Origin of the sequence: Nitrospina gracilis 3/211, assembly GCF_000341545.2 — a bacterium.
GTDB lineage: Bacteria > Nitrospinota > Nitrospinia > Nitrospinales > Nitrospinaceae > Nitrospina > Nitrospina gracilis.
In genome coordinates, this window is sequence record NZ_HG422173.1 from 611009 (window position 1) to 628324 (window position 17316).

A 17316-nucleotide genomic window follows, 5' to 3' on the forward strand; every position below is an offset into this window, starting at 1 on the left:
CAGTTTATTTTATGTGTGGACTCGCCGGAACCATAGGCACCAGCAATCCCGATCCAAAACTCGTCGAGAAAATGGTCGAGACCATCATGTACCGCGGCCCGGACGAATGGGGCGTGAAGCGACACGGGCCCGCCGTGCTGGGCCACGCACGGCTCGCCGTCGTCGATCCGGAAAACGGCCACCAGCCGATGTTCAACACCGACGGCACCGTCGGCGTGGTCTTCAACGGCGAGATCTACAACCACGTCGCCCTGCGCGAGGAGCTGAAGAAAAAAGGTTACGTCTTCAAGTCACGGTGCGACACGGAAGTGCTGGTCCACCTGTGGCGGGAGGAAGGCGAGGCCATGCTGCAACGCCTCATTGGCATGTTCGTGTTTTTCCTCTGGGACGAGAAAGAGCAGCGCGGCGTGCTGGTGCGCGACCACACGGGCATCAAACCGTGTTACGTCATGGAGCACGATGGCGGCTGGGCGTTCTGCAGTGAGATCAAGGGACTGCTCGCGCTTCCCGGCGCGAAAAAGGAAATCAATTACAACGGCCTCGTGCGCATGTTCGCATTGAACTACTGCCCGCCGCCGGACACCTGCTTCAAGAACATCCACCACCTCGAACCCGGCACTTACTGGCGTTTTGACAGCGAACTGAAAATCACGAAGCACCGTTACTGGGAATGGCCCTTTTTCGACGAACGCCACACGCCGGACTTCGATGAATTCGGCGCGCTTCTGCGCGACGCGGTGCGCATGCAGAAGGATTTTGACGTGAAGGGCGGGCTGTACCTGAGCGGCGGTATCGATTCCTCCGTCGTCGCCAAGTACCTGGCCGAGCAGTGGCCGGGCCGGTTGGAGGCGATCGGGCTGGACTTTCCCGTCGAGGGCTTTTCCGAATACGCTTATTCGCGACTGGTTGCCGATCAGCTGGGGCTGGGATTGAAACCGGCGATGATCGACCACACCCTCATCCCGGAGCTTGCGGAAAAGGTCATCTACCACACCGACCAGCCGCACGGCGACTTCTCGTTTTTCCTGTTTTACCTGCTCGCAAGCAAGGCCCACGGCGAAGACAAAATCGTCATGTTCACCGGCGACGGACCGGACGAGACGCTGTTCGGCTTCAACCACAACGTGGAATTTTTTCAGAACACCACACGCACCAACTTCGCACTCCGCGCCTACTACAACGTCATCTGCTACATGGACGACCACTTGCGCAAGCGGCTTCTGCGCGACACCGTTCACAAGCACACGCAGGACCCGTTCGATTACTTCGAAAAGAGCATCGAACCGTGGCGTGACCTGCAACCGATCGAGCAAATCATCGCCTACGAATGCACGCAACTGATGCCGGGCAACAACCTGGTGAAGGGCGACCGCATGGGCGCGTGCTGGTCCACCGAGGGCCGCTCGCCCTTCATGGACCACCGCGTCATCGAGCTGTTCACCCGCCTGCCGGTGACGGAGAAGATCTACCGCGGCATCGGCAAGAGCTATCTCAAGAAACACGCGGCGGAAGTGTTTTCCAGGGAATTCGTGTACGGCAAAAAACGGATGCCGACCACGCCCATCGGCAACTGGCTGCAGGATCCGCTTTACAACTGGGCGCGGGATCTGCTGGCGGGCACCAATGACGATCTCATCAACACTCAGGAAGCGGTGAAGCTGCTGGACGAGCACAAGGCGGGGAAGGCCAACCACACGCGACCGCTGCGCACCCTTCTAATGACCGCCCTGTGGCTGAAAACCTTTTTCTAATTTTCATCTAACCCGGACCCATTCATGCTCAGTGAATCCATCAAGAAACACAAAACCGAATACCTGTTGGTGAGCTTCGTCGACCTGTTCGGCGTGATCCGCTCCAAACTGATCCCCGCTTCCAAGGCCAAAGAGGCCGAGAAAGCCGGTGCGGGGTTTGCGGGATTCGCGGCGCACCTCAACCTGACTCCCGCGCACCCCGACATCTTCCTCATGCCCGACGCCAAAACGTTCACGCCGATGGCGTGGCAGCCGAACGTGGCGTGGATCACCGGCGATCTGTATATGGACGGCGAACTCATCGACCACGCGCCGCGCACGGTTTTGAAACGGGCGATGGCGGCGGCCGCCAAAAAGCGGGTGACGATGATGACGGGCGTGGAGGCGGAATTTTTTCTGCTGGCCCCCGACGGTTCCCGCATCTCCGATGAATACGATCAACTCAGCAAGCCCTGTTACGACCAGCTCGCGCTCATGCGGCGTTTCGACTTCATCAAGGAAGTTTGCGACGCCATGCAGGGGCTCGGCTGGGAGCCGTACCAGAACGACCACGAGGACGCCAACGGCCAGTACGAGATGAACTGGCATTACAGCAGCGCACTGGAGACGGCCGACCGGCACGTGTTCTTCCGCTTCCTCACCAAGTCCATCGCGGAAAAACACGGCCTGCGTGTGAGCTTCATGCCCAAGCCGTTCACCAGCCTTACCGGCAACGGCTGCCACACGCATTGCTCGCTATGGGACGCGTCGGGAAAAAAGAACCTGTTCCTTGACAAAAACAATTCGCATCAGCTTTCGGAGAAAGCGTACCAGTTCATCGCCGGTGTCCTGCACCACGCACCGGCCCTGTCGGCGCTGACCAATCCCACAGTCAACAGCTTCAAACGACTTAACGCCAAAACTCCGGACTCCGGCGCCACATGGTCCCCCAACGGCATTTCCTACGGCGGGAACAACCGCACGCACATGATCCGCATCCCCGACGCTGGACGCTTCGAACTGCGGCTCCCCGACGGCGCGGCGAACCCGTACCTCCTGCAGGCGGGAATCCTGACAGCAGGCATGGATGGGATCGAGAACAAAATGGACCCCGGCGTGCCGCGGCACGAAAACATGTACGACGTGTTCACCAAACTCAAGGTCAAGAAACTTCCCGCAACGCTGTACGACGCACTGGCCGCGCTGGAAAAAAACCACGTGTTCAAGACCACGCTGGGAGACGGGTTCGTTGACAGCTACCTGAAACTGAAACGCGAGGATTGGAGCCGTTACATGAGCCAGGTGAGCGAATGGGAGCGGCAGTCCACGCTCGATTGTTGAACCGAATCTTTTTTAAATGGATGGGTATCCGTGGCAGCGTTGCTGATATTCGGAGGCGGGGGACACGGCAAAGTGGTGGCGGCCATTGCAAAGGATGTGCAGAAGTGGGACCGCATTGCCTTCGCCGACGACCGCCATATGGAACTGAAACGGGTCGCCGACTTCGAAGTGCTGGCGGGATTCGATGATGCCGCATCCGGCCTCAAAGACTTCACGCATTTCTTCGTCGCCATCGGCGAAAACGCCCTGCGGCTGAAACTGCTCCTGCGTCACTGCGAAGCCGGACACACCGCCGCCACGCTGGTGCACCCCACCGCGTGGGTGTGCGAAACGGCAATCGTTGGCCAAGGCACGCTGATCGGTCCGCAGGCGGTGGTCCACACCGGGGCGCGGGTCGGCAGGGGGTGCATCGTGAATACCGCCGCAACGGTCGACCACGACTGCATCCTCGAAGACGGCGTGCACCTGTCACCGGGGGTTCACCTGGCCGGAGAGGTGAAAGTGGGACGGGAAACCTCCATCGGCGTCGGCGCCTCCGTGTCCAACCGCATGGACATTGGCCACAATTCCGTCATTGGTGCCGGATCGGCAGTGGTCGACCCGATTCCCGACAACGTCACGGCAGCAGGCGCGCCCGCCCGAATTTTGAAACAAACATGAGCACACAACCCCCACGCATTTATCTGTCACCGCCGCACCTGGGCGGGCAGGAACGCCAGTTTGTCGAAGAAGCGTTTCAGTCGAACTGGATCGCACCGTGCGGTCCCAACCAGGAAGCGTTCGAAGCCGAGATGGCGGCCTACGTCGGCGCACCGGGTGCGTTGGCGCTCAGCTCCGGCACCGCGGCGATTCATCTGGCCCTCAGGCTGTGCGGCGTGGAACCCGGCGACACCGTATTTTGTCCGTCGCTCACGTTCATCGGCTCCGCCACGCCCATTCAATTTTTGGGAGCGGACCCGGTGTTCATTGACTCCGACCCCGCAACGTGGAACCTGTCACCGCAGGCGTTGGAGCGCGCATTGAAAGAAGCGGGACAGCAGGGCCGCGTGCCGAAAGCCGTCATCGCCGTCAACCTGTACGGCCAGAATGCCGACATGGACGCGATCCAGAAAGCCTGCGACAAGTACCGCGTCCTCGTGATCGAGGACGCGGCGGAATCGCTGGGAGCCACCTACCGAGGCAAGGCCAGCGGCACGCTCGGCAAATTCGGCATCTATTCGTTCAATGGCAACAAGATCATCACCACGTCCGGCGGCGGCATGCTGGTCTCCAAAGACACCGCCGCGCTCGACAAGGCCCGTTACTGGGCGACGCAGGCGCGCGATCCCGTCCTGCATTACGAACACAGCGAGCTCGGTTACAACTACCGCATGAGCAACGTGCTCGCCGCCATCGGCCGCGGCCAGTTGAAGGTGCTGGACGAACGCATTGCCCAGCGCCGCGCGGTGTTTGATCGATACCGCACCGCACTGGAAAGTTTCGAAGGCATCGAGTTCATGCCGGAAGCCGGTTTCGGCACCTCGACGCGTTGGCTCACGGTGCTGACGCTTGATCGCGGTCTATCGGTGAAACCGCACGACATCATCGCCGCGCTGGACAGAGAAAACATCGAAGCCCGCCCGGTTTGGAAACCCCTGCATCTGCAACCGCTGTTCAAGGGGTGCACCTACCATACCCACGCGGACGACTGCAATTTCTCGGAAAACGTGTTTGAGCGCGGGTTCTGCCTGCCCTCCGGCTCCAACCTTGCCCCCGCCGACCAGGACCGCATCATCGATATCGTGCAATCCGTTCTTAAACGGGGTTGAGCTTCATCTCGCCCAACACAGAACACTCCTTTTTTCATGACATATCTCCCCGGCTGAAATTCAATTTGTGCATCTGCGCAAAACTCATTAACCTGTCTTCATACCTGCATTTCACAAATTCGAAGAGGAAGGGCTCCATGCGAAAATCTGCCGCCCCCGTGCTTGCGTGTCTGTTTTCCTTCATTGGCTTTTGTCTTTCATTCCCTCCAATCTTAGCCGCCGCACAGGGCCAGCCGCTGAAAGTGGTGCGCATCACGCCCAGTGGTACGGATGTGCCCTCCGGCCGGCAGATCGTCATCCAGTTCAACCGTCCGGTGGTGCCGCTGGGGCGCATGGAGCGGACGAAGGAGGAGGTGAAGGTCGGCGTTCACCCAGAACTCAAATGCCAGTGGCGGTGGCTCAACACCAGCGCGCTGGCGTGCCAACTGGGCGAGGACGACAAACTGCAACCGGCGACGCAGTATGAAGTCAACGTCCGTCCCGGAATCCAGGCCGAAGACGGCGCGACGATCGATCCGCCTTACCTGCATCGCTTCATCACGCACCGCCCGCGCGTGCGCTATGCGTGGTTCCAGACCTGGAAAGCGCCCGGCTGGCCGGTCATGCGCATCACTTTCGACCAACCCGTCACGCAAACGTCGGTGGCCGAACACCTGTATCTGCTGGGCGAAGGCAACAAACGCCAGCGGTATCCATTGAGCGTCGAACCGGACCCCAACGACCGCCAGCTTCCGGTGATCGTGCCCATCCCCGGTGACAAAGGATTGTTGCACCTCGACCGCCCACCCAGCCAGAAAAGTGACGACCAGACGACGGTGAAAGACGGCGTCGAGGCCCGGCGCGTGTGGCTGGTGCAACCGCAGAAAGAACTGTCGTGGGATGCAGATGTGTTCCTGAACATCGAGCCGGGACTGGTCTCGGCTCTCGGACCCGAACCCGGCGTCACCCAACGCACGGTGAAAAAGTTCCGCACGTTTCCTGAGTTCCGCTTTATCGGCGTCTCCTGCTGGAACAATGAGAACAGGCAAATCATCATCGATTCCAACACCACATTGTTGCCCAGATACAAATGCAATCCGTTGCGTGGCGTCTCCCTCACCTTCAGCGCTCCGGTCATCAACCAGGAAATCAAGCAGCATGTGACGTTCGTTCCCGACTTGGCCGGCGGCCGGACCGATTACGATCCCTGGGCCAACGCTTATGATCATTCGCGCCTGCGCCGTCCCCACCGAAAAGGCCGCCGCTACGACGTCCACCTGCCGGAAGCATTGCAAGCGGCGCAGGAATACAACATTTCTTCCAGCGCAGGAGCTTTGAAGGATGAGTTCGGCCGCTCTCTGCCCAAAGGATTCGACCTGACGTTCAACACCGATCACCGCAATCCAGATTTTCATCTTGAGCACACCACCGCCACACTGGAAAAACAGGAACAGACCGAAGTGCCGCTCGTGGTCACCAACCTGAAAGAAATCACACTCAAATACAAACGGCTGACCGCCACCGACCGCAAGGGCAACCTGGTGCACAAAGTGAAACCGGACGATGCGGAAGACATCGCCTACGCCCTGCCGCTCGACGTGCGTGGCGCGTTAGGCGGCAAGAGCGGCGTGCTGTATGGCCATTTGGATACAAAACCCGATGTCCCGAAACCGACTTACCAGCGCACCCTGTTGGCGCAGGTGACGCCATTCGGCGTGCACGTCAAGATGGGACATTACAACTCGTCCGTGTGGGTGACGGACCTCGCCACCGGCCAGCCGGTTCCCGACGCGCATGTCATGATCTACAAGGACAAAATCGCCGACCTCTCCGCCGATAAACAAATCCTTAGCGACGCGTTGACGGGGGACGACGGACTCGCCCTGCTCGACGGCACGCAAAAACTCGATCCCAAACTGAAAGCCATGGGCTACGGCTGGTACGATGACACGCGCGAACGCCTGTTCGTGCGCATCGAGCGCGGCGAGGACATGGCGCTGGTGCCGCTCGACGACCAGCGCTTCGGCGTCGATTCCGGACGGGTTTCCAATTACGAGGCCTACCCCAGCATGCAAAGGCAGTACGGTCACATCCAGACCTGGGGAACCACGGCGCAGGGCGTGTACCGCGCCGGCGACACCATCCAGTTCAAATTGTTTGTGCGCGATCAGGACAATAAAAAATTGATCGCGCCGCCGCTCGAAGGCTACCGGCTGGAAGTGCGCGACCCGATGGGCAAAAAAGTACACGAGATGAAGGACATCACCCTGTCGAAATTTGGCACGTACGCCGGCGAGTTCTCCGTGGCCAAGTCGGGCGCGGTCGGCTGGTACGAGTTCCGCCTGCGCGCCAAATTTTCCAAATCTCTGTGGACGCCGCTGGAGGTGCTGGTCACCGACTTCACCCCCTCGCCCTTCCGTGTGAGCAATTCGCTGAACGGCGAGGCGTTCGAACCGGGAAGTGAAGTGGAAATCACGACGCTCGCACGCATGCATGCCGGGGGACCCTACGCCGATGCCCCGGCGCGGCTCACCGCGACGCTTCGCGAACAGACGTTTTATTCCAGACATCCCCGCGCAAAACAATTCCGATTCACTGCGGAAGGCGGTCATTATTACCAGACGCTCACCCTGTACCAAAAAGAAGACGCGGTCAATGCCAAGGGCGATCTCCTGCGTTCGTTTAAAATCACCGACCAGAACGTGGAGAACATTTTTTACGGCACGCTCAGCGTGGAAAGTGCGGTGAAAGACGACCGTGGCAAGTTCGTGGCATCGCTGACCACGGCGAAGTTCCATGGACGCGACCGCTTCGTCGGCCTGCACAGTCCAAAGTGGCTCTACAAGGAAGACGAACCGGCGAACATCGAGTACATCGTGGTCGATGGCCACGGCAAGCCGGTGAGCGGCACGCCGGTGTCGATCAAAATCGAGCGGCACGTCACCAAGGCCAGCCGGGTGAAAGGCGCGGGCAACGCGTATCTGACGCAGTACACGCATTCATGGGAAAAGGCGGGCGACTGCAAAGGCACACCCTCCGCTGAGGCGAAGGTCTGCACGTTCACGCCTGAGGAACCGGGATCGTATCGCCTCACCGCGACCATCACCGACACGAAAGGCCGCACGCACACGGCAAGTCTGCGCACCTGGGTGGCGGGCAAGGGCCGCGTGGTGTGGGCGGAGGACAACACCCACGCCCTGCAGTTGATCCCGGAAAAAGAAGAATACCAGATCGGCGACACAGCGCGTTTCCTCGTGCAGAACCCGTTTCCCGGCGCGAAGGCGTTGATCTCCGTCGAGCGTTACGGCGTCCTCAAGCAATGGGTGACAACGTTCGACACGGCGACGCCGGTGGTCGAGTTTGATGTGGAACCGGATTTCCTGCCCGGATTCTATCTGTCGGTGCTGGTGGTGTCGCCGCGCGTGGAGAAGCCTCTGGATGAAACCGGCGTCGATCTCGGCAAGCCGACCTTCCGCATGGGCTACACCCGCGTGCCCGTCAAGGACCCGTACAAGGAACTGGTGGTCACCGCCCGGACGGAGAAAGGCCAGTACAAACCGCGCGACACCATCAAAGTCGCGCTCAACGTGAAGCCGCGTTTCGACGCGGGCGACCGGCCTTATGAACTCGCCGTCGCCGTGCTCGATGAAGCGGTGTTCGATCTGTTGCAGGGCGGACGCGACTACTTCGACCCCTACAAGGGACTGTACCACCTGGGCGCACTCGACCTCAAAAACTTCAGCCTGCTGACCCGCATCGTCGGACGGCAGAAATTCGAGAAGAAAGGAGCCAATCCCGGTGGCGATGGCGGCGCGGACCTCGCCATGCGGTCGCTGTTCAAGTTCGTCAGCTACTGGAACCCGGCGCTCACCCCCGACGCCAACGGCAACGTGTCGATCGAGTTCGAGGCGCCGGACAACCTGACCGGCTGGCGCGTGCTGGCGTTCGCGGTGACGCCGAACGACCTGATGGGTCTGGGTGAAGGCACGTTTAAAGTGAATAAGGAAACCGAACTGCGTCCCGTCATGCCCAACCAGGTGACGGAAGGCGACGCCTTCAATGCGGGTTTCAGCGTGATGAATCGCACCGACAAGGCCCGCGACATCACCGTCACCATCAAAGCCGAAGGTCACATCGACATTCGCAAACAAACCGCAATCACAAAAACCATCACTCTCGAACCGTTCAAGCGGCAGACGGTGTTCCTCCCCATCACCACCATCCACCTGCCGCAAACGCGGGACATCGAAAAGGGTGAAGTGCGTTTCCGCGTGACCGCAGGGGATGACACCGACCGCGACGGCCTGATTTACAAAACACCCGTGCTCAAGCGGCGCTCGCTGGAGACCGCCGCCAACTACGTCTCCACCATTCTGCCGCACACGGAGGAATCGATCGCGTTCCCGAAAAACATTCACCCAGACGTGGGCTCCGTCGGCGTGGTGCTTTCACCCACCGTCATCGGCAACGTGGCGGGGGCGTTTGAGTACATGCGCAATTACGCCTACATCTGCTGGGAGCAGGTGTTGAGCAAAGGCGTCATGGCGTCGCACTACCTTAACCTCAAAGACTACATGCCTGCCGATTTCAAATGGGAGGAAGCGGATGACGTGGCGCGCGATATGTTGAAGTCGGCGGTCAACTACCAGGCGCCGAATGGCGGCATGGTGTATTACATTCCCCAAGACCGCTACGTGAGCCCGTACCTGAGCGCCTACACGGCGCTGGCCTTCAACTGGATGCGGTCGGCGGGTTATGAGATTCCGTCGCACGTCGAGGAGGCTCTGCATAAATATTTAAAACGTATGCTCAAGCGCGATGTGCTGCCCACGTTTTACAGCAAAGACATGGCTTCCACCGTGCGTGCGGTGGCGCTGGCGGCGTTGTCGAAACACCGCAAGGTGAGAAAGAAGGACATCGAGCGCTTTCGGACCCACATGCCGTTCATGAGCCTGTTCGGCAAGGCCCACTTCCTACAGGCGGCATTGAACGTGAAAGGAACTCTGCCGGTGGTGGAAGAGACGCTGGATGCCATCCTCGCGCATTCGACGCAGAGCGGCGGCAAGTTCGTTTTCTCGGAGACGCTCGACGACAGCTACTCGCGCATCCTCGCCTCGCCGCTCCGCACCAATTGCGCCATCCTGACCGCGCTCACCCAGACGGCGGGACATTCCAACCTGAATAAAAAACTCGGCAACGCGCCGTTCAAATTGGTGCGTTACATCACGCAGACGCGCGGCCAGCGCGACCACTGGGAAAACACGCAGGAGAACATGTTCTGCATGAACGCCCTCATCGATTACAGCCGCGCCTATGAGCAGACCGACCCGAAATATCTGGTCACCGCCCTGATGGACGGAAACAAGCTGGGCGAGCATGAGTTCAAGGACAAGCGCGATCCCACGGCGCCGCTGACGCGTCCCATAGAACAAGGCGACCCTGGACGCAAGACCAAGGTCGTCATCAAGAAAAAAGGCATGGGACGCCTGTACATCTCGACGCGCCTGCAATACGCACCTCTTGAGGAACACGCTGAGCACATCAACGCCGGCATTGAGATCCGCAAGGAGTACGCAGTGGAACGGAACGGCGAATGGGTGTTGCTCAACGACGGAGATAAAATCCAGCGCGGCGAACTGGTGCGCGTCGATATTTTCCTGTCGATTCCCGCAGCGCGCAACTTCGTGGTGGTGGACGACCCGGTGCCCGGCGGACTGGAGCCGGTGAACCGCCAGCTCGCCACCGCCTCCACCGTCGATGCCGACAAGGGCACGTTCAAGGCGGCGGGCGGGTCGTGGTGGCTTCAGTACTCCGACTGGCGTTCGTACAACTATTCGCGCTGGAGTTTTTATCATAAAGAACTGCGTCACGACGCGGTGCGGTTTTACTCCGATTACCTGATGCCGGGCAACTACCATCTGTCCTACGTGGCGCAGGCCATCGCCACCGGGAAATTTCTCAAGATGCCGGTGCACGCGGAGGAGATGTACGATCCCGATGTGTACGGCAAGGGTATCCCGTCGCACCTGATCGTCGAGGAGTGATCCGATGCGCTGGCGCGAACGCTCACTGCGTTTTAAATTTTTCATAAGTGGCACTCTCGTTGCGATGGTTGGCGCGCTGTCATTGTTTGTCGCCACGGCGACTTCGATCTCGCCCGTTGAGAAAACCTTTCTTTCCGTTCAGACAAAAACGCAGGAGCGCCAGCAGGTGACCGACCGCTATGGCGCGCCGCTTCGCGTCACCTACCAGACACGCTGGAACACGCACGACACCGTGCCGCTTCACGCCATACCGGATTTTCTGAAACGCGCCCTCATCGTCTCCGAGGACAAACGGTTTTACGAGCACACGGGCATCGACTGGCTGGCGCGGTTGCATGCCGTGTGGCAGAACGTGAAGGCGCTCGGCAGGGTGCGTGGAGCCAGCACGCTCACCGAGCAGGTGGTGCGCATCCTGCATCCCCGGCCGCGCACAGTTTGGTCGCGCTGGATGGAAGGATTCGAAGCGCAACGTTTGGAAACCGCGCTCAGCAAGTCCGACATCCTCGAGCTGTATCTCAACCAGGTTCCCTACGCGTCGCAACGGCGCGGCGTGGCGCAAGCGGCGCATTATTATTTCAACCGCGATCTCGACACCCTGACGCAAAAAGAAATGCTGGCGCTGGTGGTGCTGGTGCGCGCACCGTCGCGATTCGACCTCTACCGCGACCCGCGAACGGTGAATACCGCCATTGGACGACTCGCCCGCACATTGCACGAACAAGGGGTGCTGACCGATGCGGAAGCCAAACGGATTCACACTGAGATTTTCAAGCTCGAACCGCCGTCACTTCCGGTTGGAGCGACCCATTTCGTGCGGCACGTCACGGCGCAGTCCGCACAGCAATGGCAACCCAGCCTGCGCACCACGCTGAACGGTACGTTACAATCGACCCTGCAAACCCTGCTCGACCAGAGGCTGGCGCAGTTGACGCGCCGGTCGGTGCGACACGGCGCGGTGCTGGTGGCCGACCACACCACGGGCGAGATCCTCGCGTGGGTGGTGGCGGGCGAACCGGATGAATCCGTGCCAGGCAGTTTCATCGATACCGTCACCACGCCACGCCAGCCGGGATCATCTTTAAAACCGTTCGTGTACGCGCTGGCGCTGGAGAACGGCTGGACGGCGGCGACACAAATCCTCGACGCGCCGCTGGCGGAGTCGGTGGGCACGGGCCTGCACGCCTACCGAAACTACAGCCGCAATTTTTACGGGCCCGTGACACTGCGCAACGCGCTCGGCAACTCGCTCAACATCCCCGCCGTGCGCGCGGCGAAATTCGTCGGCGTTGAAAACTACCACCGCTTTCTGCAGACGCTCGGCTTCACCACCCTCGACGAGCATCCGGATTTTTACGGCGACGGGCTGGCGCTGGGCAATGGAGAAGTGACGCTGTACGAACTGGTGCAGGCGTACTCGGCTCTGGCGCATGGCGGGGTGTGGCGTCCGTTGACGCCGTGGATGAACGACCCCGCGCCGCGTGAAGAGATGCGTGTGGTATCGGGTCCGGTGGCATCGCTCATCGCAAACATTTTATCCGACCCCGAAGCGCGACGGCTGGAGTTCGGCGCGGGAAGCGTGCTGAACCTGCCGGTGCAGACAGCGGTGAAGACAGGCACCTCCACCGATTACCGCGACGCGTGGGCGGTGGGCTTCAACGACCGCTACACCGTCGGCGTGTGGATGGGCAACCTCGACCAGAACCCGATGGAAGACGTGACGGGCTCGACAGGTCCGGCGCTCCTGCTGCGCTCCGTGTTCGCCGAGCTCAACCGGCATAGAGAAACGCGGCCGCTTTACATAGACCCGCGGCTGGTGCAACGCGACCTGTGCCGCGAGCCACAGAACGGAGTCATCAACGTGTCTTTGGATGATGAATCCGCTTGCAGGTGGGTGACGGAATGGTTCGTGCCGGGCACCGAACCGCAGGATGTGACGATGCGCCCCTACCGCGACCGCGAGGTGAAATGGGTGAAACCTGTGTGGGGATTGAGGATGGCGATGGACCCGCGGATTCCGGACGAACACGAAGCGTTCGAGTTCGCCATCCAGGGCGTCGAAGACACCGACACGGTGGAATGGAATTTAAACGGCACGCCGCTCGCGGTCACGGAAGGCGGAAAGTATTTATGGAACCTTGAGCGCGGACGGCAACACCTCACCGCCACCATCCACAAACCCACCCAGCCCACACCGCAAACACTTCACGTTGTTTTTTATGTGAAGTGATTCACTTCTTCAAAAATGCGTCGATATTTTCGAAGCAGAGGTCGATGTCCGATTCGTTGTTGTAGAAGTGTGGGGAGAGGCGGATGAGTCCGTCGCGGATGGTGAGCGACACGTTGGTATCCGCAAGGTAGGTTTTCAGTTTTTCCAGATCGCAATTCAAGGTGAACGACACGATGCCGGAGCGCTCGCCGGGCTCGGTTGAGTTGACGATCTTGCCGCCCCGCTGCTTGACGCGATCCATGATGACGTCGCCCAGACCCTTCACCCGTTGTTCGATGTTCTCAATCCCCACCTCCAGCAAAATATCCAGCGCCGCGCCGAAGGCGAAGATGCTCATCACGTTGAAGCTGCCTTCCTCGTAGCGCCGCGCGCCGGGACGGAAGGTGAAGTCGTAGTTCAAATAGTCATTGGCGTTGACAACGCTGTCCCATCCCACCACCGCCGGATAAATATTCTCCAGCACGCGCTTCGAGATGTAAAACCCGCCCAGGCCTTCGACGCTCAACAACCACTTGTGGCCGTCGGCGGCGAGGAAGTCGATGTGGTCGCGTTTCACATCCATCGGCAGAACGCCGAGCGACTGAATCGCATCGACACAGAAATAGATGCCCTTCTCCTTGCAGAACGCGCCGATTTTACCCAGGTCGTTGCGGAATCCGCTGTTGCATTCGACCGACGACACCGAGACGACGCGCGTGCGGTTGTTCACCTGCGCCGCGATCTGCTCGAACGGCACGCGGCCGCGGACGGACTTCACCCAGCGCACCTCGACACCGAGGCGTTTCAAATTCATCCAAGGATAGACGTTGGCGGGGAATTCGATGTTGGGGATGACGACGTTGTCGCCTGCTTTCCAGTCGATGCCGTTGGCGACGATGGAGATACCTTCCGACGTGTTCTTGACGAACGCAACCTCGCCTTCGTCGGCGTTGATGAGTTCCGCAAAGCGGGCGCGGACGCGGTCGGTTTCCGCCATCCATTTCGGATAGTTTGCGGTGCCGTGCTCGCAGGCGTCTTTGAGGAAGGCGGCGACGCGTTCCTGCACGCGCTCCGGCAGGGGCGCGACTTTCGCGTGGTCGAGGAAGATGCGGTTCTTTGTGACGGGAAATGCGTCACGCCATTGATCCCAATTCATAAGCATCCTTGAAACTGATTAAACCAAAAAAAATTTAACCACAGATGAAGACCGGACTTCGTCCGGATGAAGCATAAGGATAACAGAAAAGGAAGAACCCCCCTAGCCTCCCTTACAAGGGGGAACCGGGGCTGTACCCCGTAAGAGGAGAGGGAGCGGGCGTGACCCGGTTACTCTTCATTATGACTGGTGGCGCGGAGGATGGAACGGAAGCCGTACTTGGTGCGGATGCGGTCGATACCCGCATAAAGCGTTTCACGGCCGGCACTGCGCGCAGGCGTGTCGAACAGGTCCATCTGCTGGAGTGCTTCACGGGTGAGCGACGTCAACCCGACACCGATCAGCCGCACGCGCGTGCGCCGCGTGAACAGTTTGCGGAATAGATCGACAACGGTCGCGAACAGGATGTGGTCTTCACAGGCCGGGACGGTGAGCGTGCGCGAGCGGGTCACCGTCTTGAAATCCGAGTAACGCAGCTTCAAGGTCACGCACCGGGCGCGCAGGCCCTCGCCGCGCAGCTGGCCAGCGGCTTTTTCCAGCAGGTAACTCAGGACCGATTCCAGATACTGCGGATCGGTGGAGTCCTCTTCCAACGTGGTTTCGCGGCTGATCGATTTCGATTCTTCGCGCGGCTGGACGGGCGAATGACTGATGCCGCGCGCCTTGTCGTGCAACTGCGCTCCCCATTCGCCGAACACCTCTTCTAAAAACTCAAGCGGCAGTGCTGCGAGATCGCGCACGGTGCGGACACCCAGGCGGCGGAACTGCTGCACGCCTTTGGGTCCGATGCCCGGCAGGGTGCCTACGGGAAACGGCGCGAGGAAGCGCGCCGCCTGGTCCGGAAGCACGCGGAAACAGCCGTTGGGCTTGGCAAATTCCGACGCCACCTTCGCCATCAGCTTGTTGGCGGCGATGCCGATTGAAGCGTTGATGCCGACGGTGTCGCGGATTTCATCGTGCATGCGCTGGGCGGTGGCGACGGCGGGGCCGTGCAGTCGCTCGCACCCGGTGAGGTCGAGGTACGCTTCATCCAGCGACATGGGTTCGACCAGCGGCGAGTAGTGTTCGAGGATGGCGAAGACGCGCGCCGAGAACTCGCTGTAGCGTTTGTGCGCGCCGCGTAAAAAAATGGCGTGCGGGCACAGTTTGCGCGCGCGGGCGATGGGCATGGCGGAGTGCACGCCGAACCTGCGCGCCTCGTACGAGGCAGCGGCCACCACGCCACGGCCTTCCGGACTGCCGCCGACGATCACCGCCTTGCCCTTGAGCGACGGGTCGAGCACTTCCTCAACGGAAACGAAGAAGGCGTCCATGTCGATGTGCAGGATGGTGGGGGTCATGACTCATTTACCGGAAGGAAAAACATTGCAACCACCTTGGAAGAGTCATTAGTAACCCCTCCCAGCCCTCCCCTTGAAAAGAGGAGGGATGATTTAGGCCACCCCAGCCCATCACCCAAGGAGTACTCCCGCCAGGGGAGAGGGGAATGAATAAATAGGAATGTGCGTAAATCCAGAATTGCGCCCACGGACCATCGTTCGCTTACGAACGCATTAGCCATCTGTCACCGGACGCAGTCCGCGCCCGCTAAAACTTACGGAGGACGCCGACAACCACGCCCTGGATCTGGAAGTCGCCGTCTTTCACTATGATCGGCGGCATGGCGGCGTTGGCCGGTTGCAGGCGCACGTGATCCTGCTCCCGGTAAAACCGTTTCAGCGTCGCCGAGTCGTTGTTCACCAGCGCCACCACCGTCTCTCCGTTCTTCGCCTCACTGCGGCGCTCGACGATAACGTAGTCGCCGTCCTGAATGTGGTCGTCGATCATCGACTGCCCCCGCACCTGCAGGACGAACAAATCTTTCCCCTCCGGGCTGGGCAGGAGCGACATCATCTCCTTCGCCTCGAACACCTCCAGCGGACGGCCCGCGGCGATGGTGCCGAGCAACGGATACTCCGGCGTGCGCGGCGTGAGGTCCTCGACCAGCTCGATGGCGCGGCTCTGGTTCTGCTGGCGGCGGATGAGGCCTTTCGCTTCCAGGTGACTGAGGTGCTTGTGCACCGTCGCCGGCGACGACAACTGGAACTGTTTGGCGATCTCCATGATGCTGGGCGCGTAACCGCGCTGGCGGATGTGATGCTCGATGAACTGGTAGATTTCCTTCTGTCGCCGGGTGAGGTACATGACCGTCTCCTTAAAGAGGATGCGTCCCATGCTAGGCGAAATTTTAGCGAAAATCAAGAGGGTTGATTAACGCCGTATTTTCAAAGATTAAGGCTTTCCCGGCGAACCGCCTGTGCTACACTTGGGCCACCATGGGCCAGAAATGCAAAATCCTGTTTTTGTGCACCGGCAACTCGTGCCGGAGCCAGATGGCGGAGGGCTGGGCGCGCCACCTGAAAGGCGACGCCATCGAGGCCCATTCCGCCGGAGTGGACCCCAATGGCCTGAATCCGCTGGCGGTGAAAGCCATGCGGGAGGCGGGGGTGGACATCTCCGGCCACGCTTCCAAGCACGTCGATGACGTGATGTCCGTGCCTTTCGACTATGTCGTCACCGTGTGCGGTCATGCCGACGCCACGTGCCCGTCGTTTCCCGGCAAAGCCCAGGTGGTGCACCGCGGTTTCGACGATCCGCCGAAGCTTGCCGCCGATGCCAAAATCGAAGAAGAGGCGATGGCGCATTACCGCCGCGTGCGGGACGAGATCAAAACCTACATTCAAACCCTGCCGGAGAGCCTGCATTGCCCATAATCCCGCATAAAGTGTTTTACTGGACGTGCCCCTTGCCGCTGATCCTGTTCGGGGCGTTCTGGTGGTACGTCAACCAGTTCGAAGGCTGGGGCCAGTGGGCGGCGGCGCCGATGCTCATCCTGCCCATCGCTTTCAGTTTCCTGGTGTCGAGCTGGGGGGTGGTGCTGATCGTGCAGGAACGCCTGCGCGAGCAACCCGTCACCAACCTGGTGCTGGGTACGCTGGTGGGGGGATCGGTGGTCCTGCTCGCCATCGTCCGCTGGCTGCAGATGGAAGTGACGCAAAGTTTTTAGATCGAG

The 17316-nt window shown here is 60.3% G+C and carries 11 protein-coding genes; 8 read left to right on the forward strand and 3 right to left on the reverse strand.

Annotation, left to right across the window (positions count from 1 at the left end; all coding sequences use genetic code 11):
- Positions 1–11 precede the first annotated feature (11 nt).
- The 6 genes from asnB (at position 12) to pbpC (ending at position 13129) form a co-directional block, all read left to right on the forward strand.
- Complete coding sequence (gene asnB, locus TX82_RS02815; protein WP_005006613.1) at positions 12–1751, forward strand: asparagine synthase (glutamine-hydrolyzing); 1740 nt, start codon at positions 12–14, stop codon at positions 1749–1751.
- Between the two features lie 24 nt (positions 1752–1775).
- Complete coding sequence (glnT, locus tag TX82_RS02820) at positions 1776–3071, forward strand: type III glutamate--ammonia ligase (protein WP_005006617.1); 1296 nt, start codon at positions 1776–1778, stop codon at positions 3069–3071.
- 30 nt (positions 3072–3101) lie between these two features.
- Positions 3102–3731: an acetyltransferase gene (locus tag TX82_RS02825; protein WP_005006619.1), complete on the forward strand. Its 630-nt coding sequence runs from the start codon at positions 3102–3104 to the stop codon at positions 3729–3731.
- Positions 3728–4879: a DegT/DnrJ/EryC1/StrS family aminotransferase gene (locus TX82_RS02830; RefSeq protein WP_005006622.1), complete on the forward strand. Its 1152-nt coding sequence runs from the start codon at positions 3728–3730 to the stop codon at positions 4877–4879. The genes TX82_RS02825 and TX82_RS02830 overlap by 4 nt, the downstream gene beginning before the upstream one ends.
- Positions 4880–5016: 137 nt before the next feature.
- Positions 5017–10902, forward strand: a complete 5886-nt coding sequence (locus TX82_RS02835; protein WP_005006623.1) for an alpha-2-macroglobulin family protein — start codon at positions 5017–5019, stop codon at positions 10900–10902.
- 4 nt (positions 10903–10906) lie between these two features.
- Positions 10907–13129, forward strand: coding sequence for a penicillin-binding protein 1C (pbpC, locus tag TX82_RS02840; protein WP_005006626.1), 2223 nt, complete (start codon positions 10907–10909; stop codon positions 13127–13129).
- A gap of 1 nt (position 13130) precedes the next feature.
- On the opposite strand, the gene TX82_RS02845 is transcribed toward pbpC, so the two are convergent.
- From TX82_RS02845 to lexA, 3 genes are all read right to left on the reverse strand, one after another.
- The gene (locus TX82_RS02845) at positions 13131–14264 is read right to left on the reverse strand and encodes an aminotransferase class V-fold PLP-dependent enzyme (RefSeq protein ID WP_005006629.1); all 1134 of its coding nucleotides are present in this window, start codon (positions 14262–14264) and stop codon (positions 13131–13133) included.
- A 170-nt stretch (positions 14265–14434) separates the two neighbouring features.
- Positions 14435–15604, reverse strand: a complete 1170-nt coding sequence (gene dinB / locus TX82_RS02850; RefSeq protein ID WP_005006631.1) for a DNA polymerase IV — start codon at positions 15602–15604, stop codon at positions 14435–14437.
- A 247-nt stretch (positions 15605–15851) separates the two neighbouring features.
- Entirely contained in the window at positions 15852–16448 is a 597-nt protein-coding gene (lexA, locus tag TX82_RS02855) for a transcriptional repressor LexA (protein WP_005006633.1), read from the reverse strand.
- A 131-nt stretch (positions 16449–16579) separates the two neighbouring features.
- On the opposite strand from lexA, the gene TX82_RS02860 reads away from it, so the two are divergent.
- Entirely contained in the window at positions 16580–17017 is a 438-nt protein-coding gene (locus TX82_RS02860) for an arsenate reductase ArsC (protein WP_005006635.1), read from the forward strand.
- The gene (locus TX82_RS02865) at positions 17008–17310 is read left to right on the forward strand and encodes a hypothetical protein (RefSeq protein WP_005006637.1); all 303 of its coding nucleotides are present in this window, start codon (positions 17008–17010) and stop codon (positions 17308–17310) included. The genes TX82_RS02860 and TX82_RS02865 overlap by 10 nt, the downstream gene beginning before the upstream one ends.
- Positions 17311–17316: the final 6 nt, after the last annotated feature.

Excerpts from the sequence above, each read along its gene's own strand:
- asnB (WP_005006613.1), top strand. The coding sequence starts at position 12 with ATGTGTGGACTCGCCGGAACCATAGGCACCAGCAATCCCGATCCAAAA.
- glnT (WP_005006617.1), top strand. The coding sequence starts at position 1,776 with ATGCTCAGTGAATCCATCAAGAAACACAAAACCGAATACCTGTTGGTG.
- TX82_RS02830 (WP_005006622.1), top strand. The coding sequence starts at position 3,728 with ATGAGCACACAACCCCCACGCATTTATCTGTCACCGCCGCACCTGGGC.
- TX82_RS02835 (WP_005006623.1), top strand. The coding sequence starts at position 5,017 with ATGCGAAAATCTGCCGCCCCCGTGCTTGCGTGTCTGTTTTCCTTCATT.
- pbpC (WP_005006626.1), top strand. The coding sequence starts at position 10,907 with ATGCGCTGGCGCGAACGCTCACTGCGTTTTAAATTTTTCATAAGTGGC.
- TX82_RS02845 (WP_005006629.1), bottom strand. The coding sequence starts at position 14,264 with ATGAATTGGGATCAATGGCGTGACGCATTTCCCGTCACAAAGAACCGC.
- dinB (WP_005006631.1), bottom strand. The coding sequence starts at position 15,604 with ATGACCCCCACCATCCTGCACATCGACATGGACGCCTTCTTCGTTTCC.
- lexA (WP_005006633.1), bottom strand. The coding sequence starts at position 16,448 with ATGTACCTCACCCGGCGACAGAAGGAAATCTACCAGTTCATCGAGCAT.
- TX82_RS02860 (WP_005006635.1), top strand. The coding sequence starts at position 16,580 with ATGGGCCAGAAATGCAAAATCCTGTTTTTGTGCACCGGCAACTCGTGC.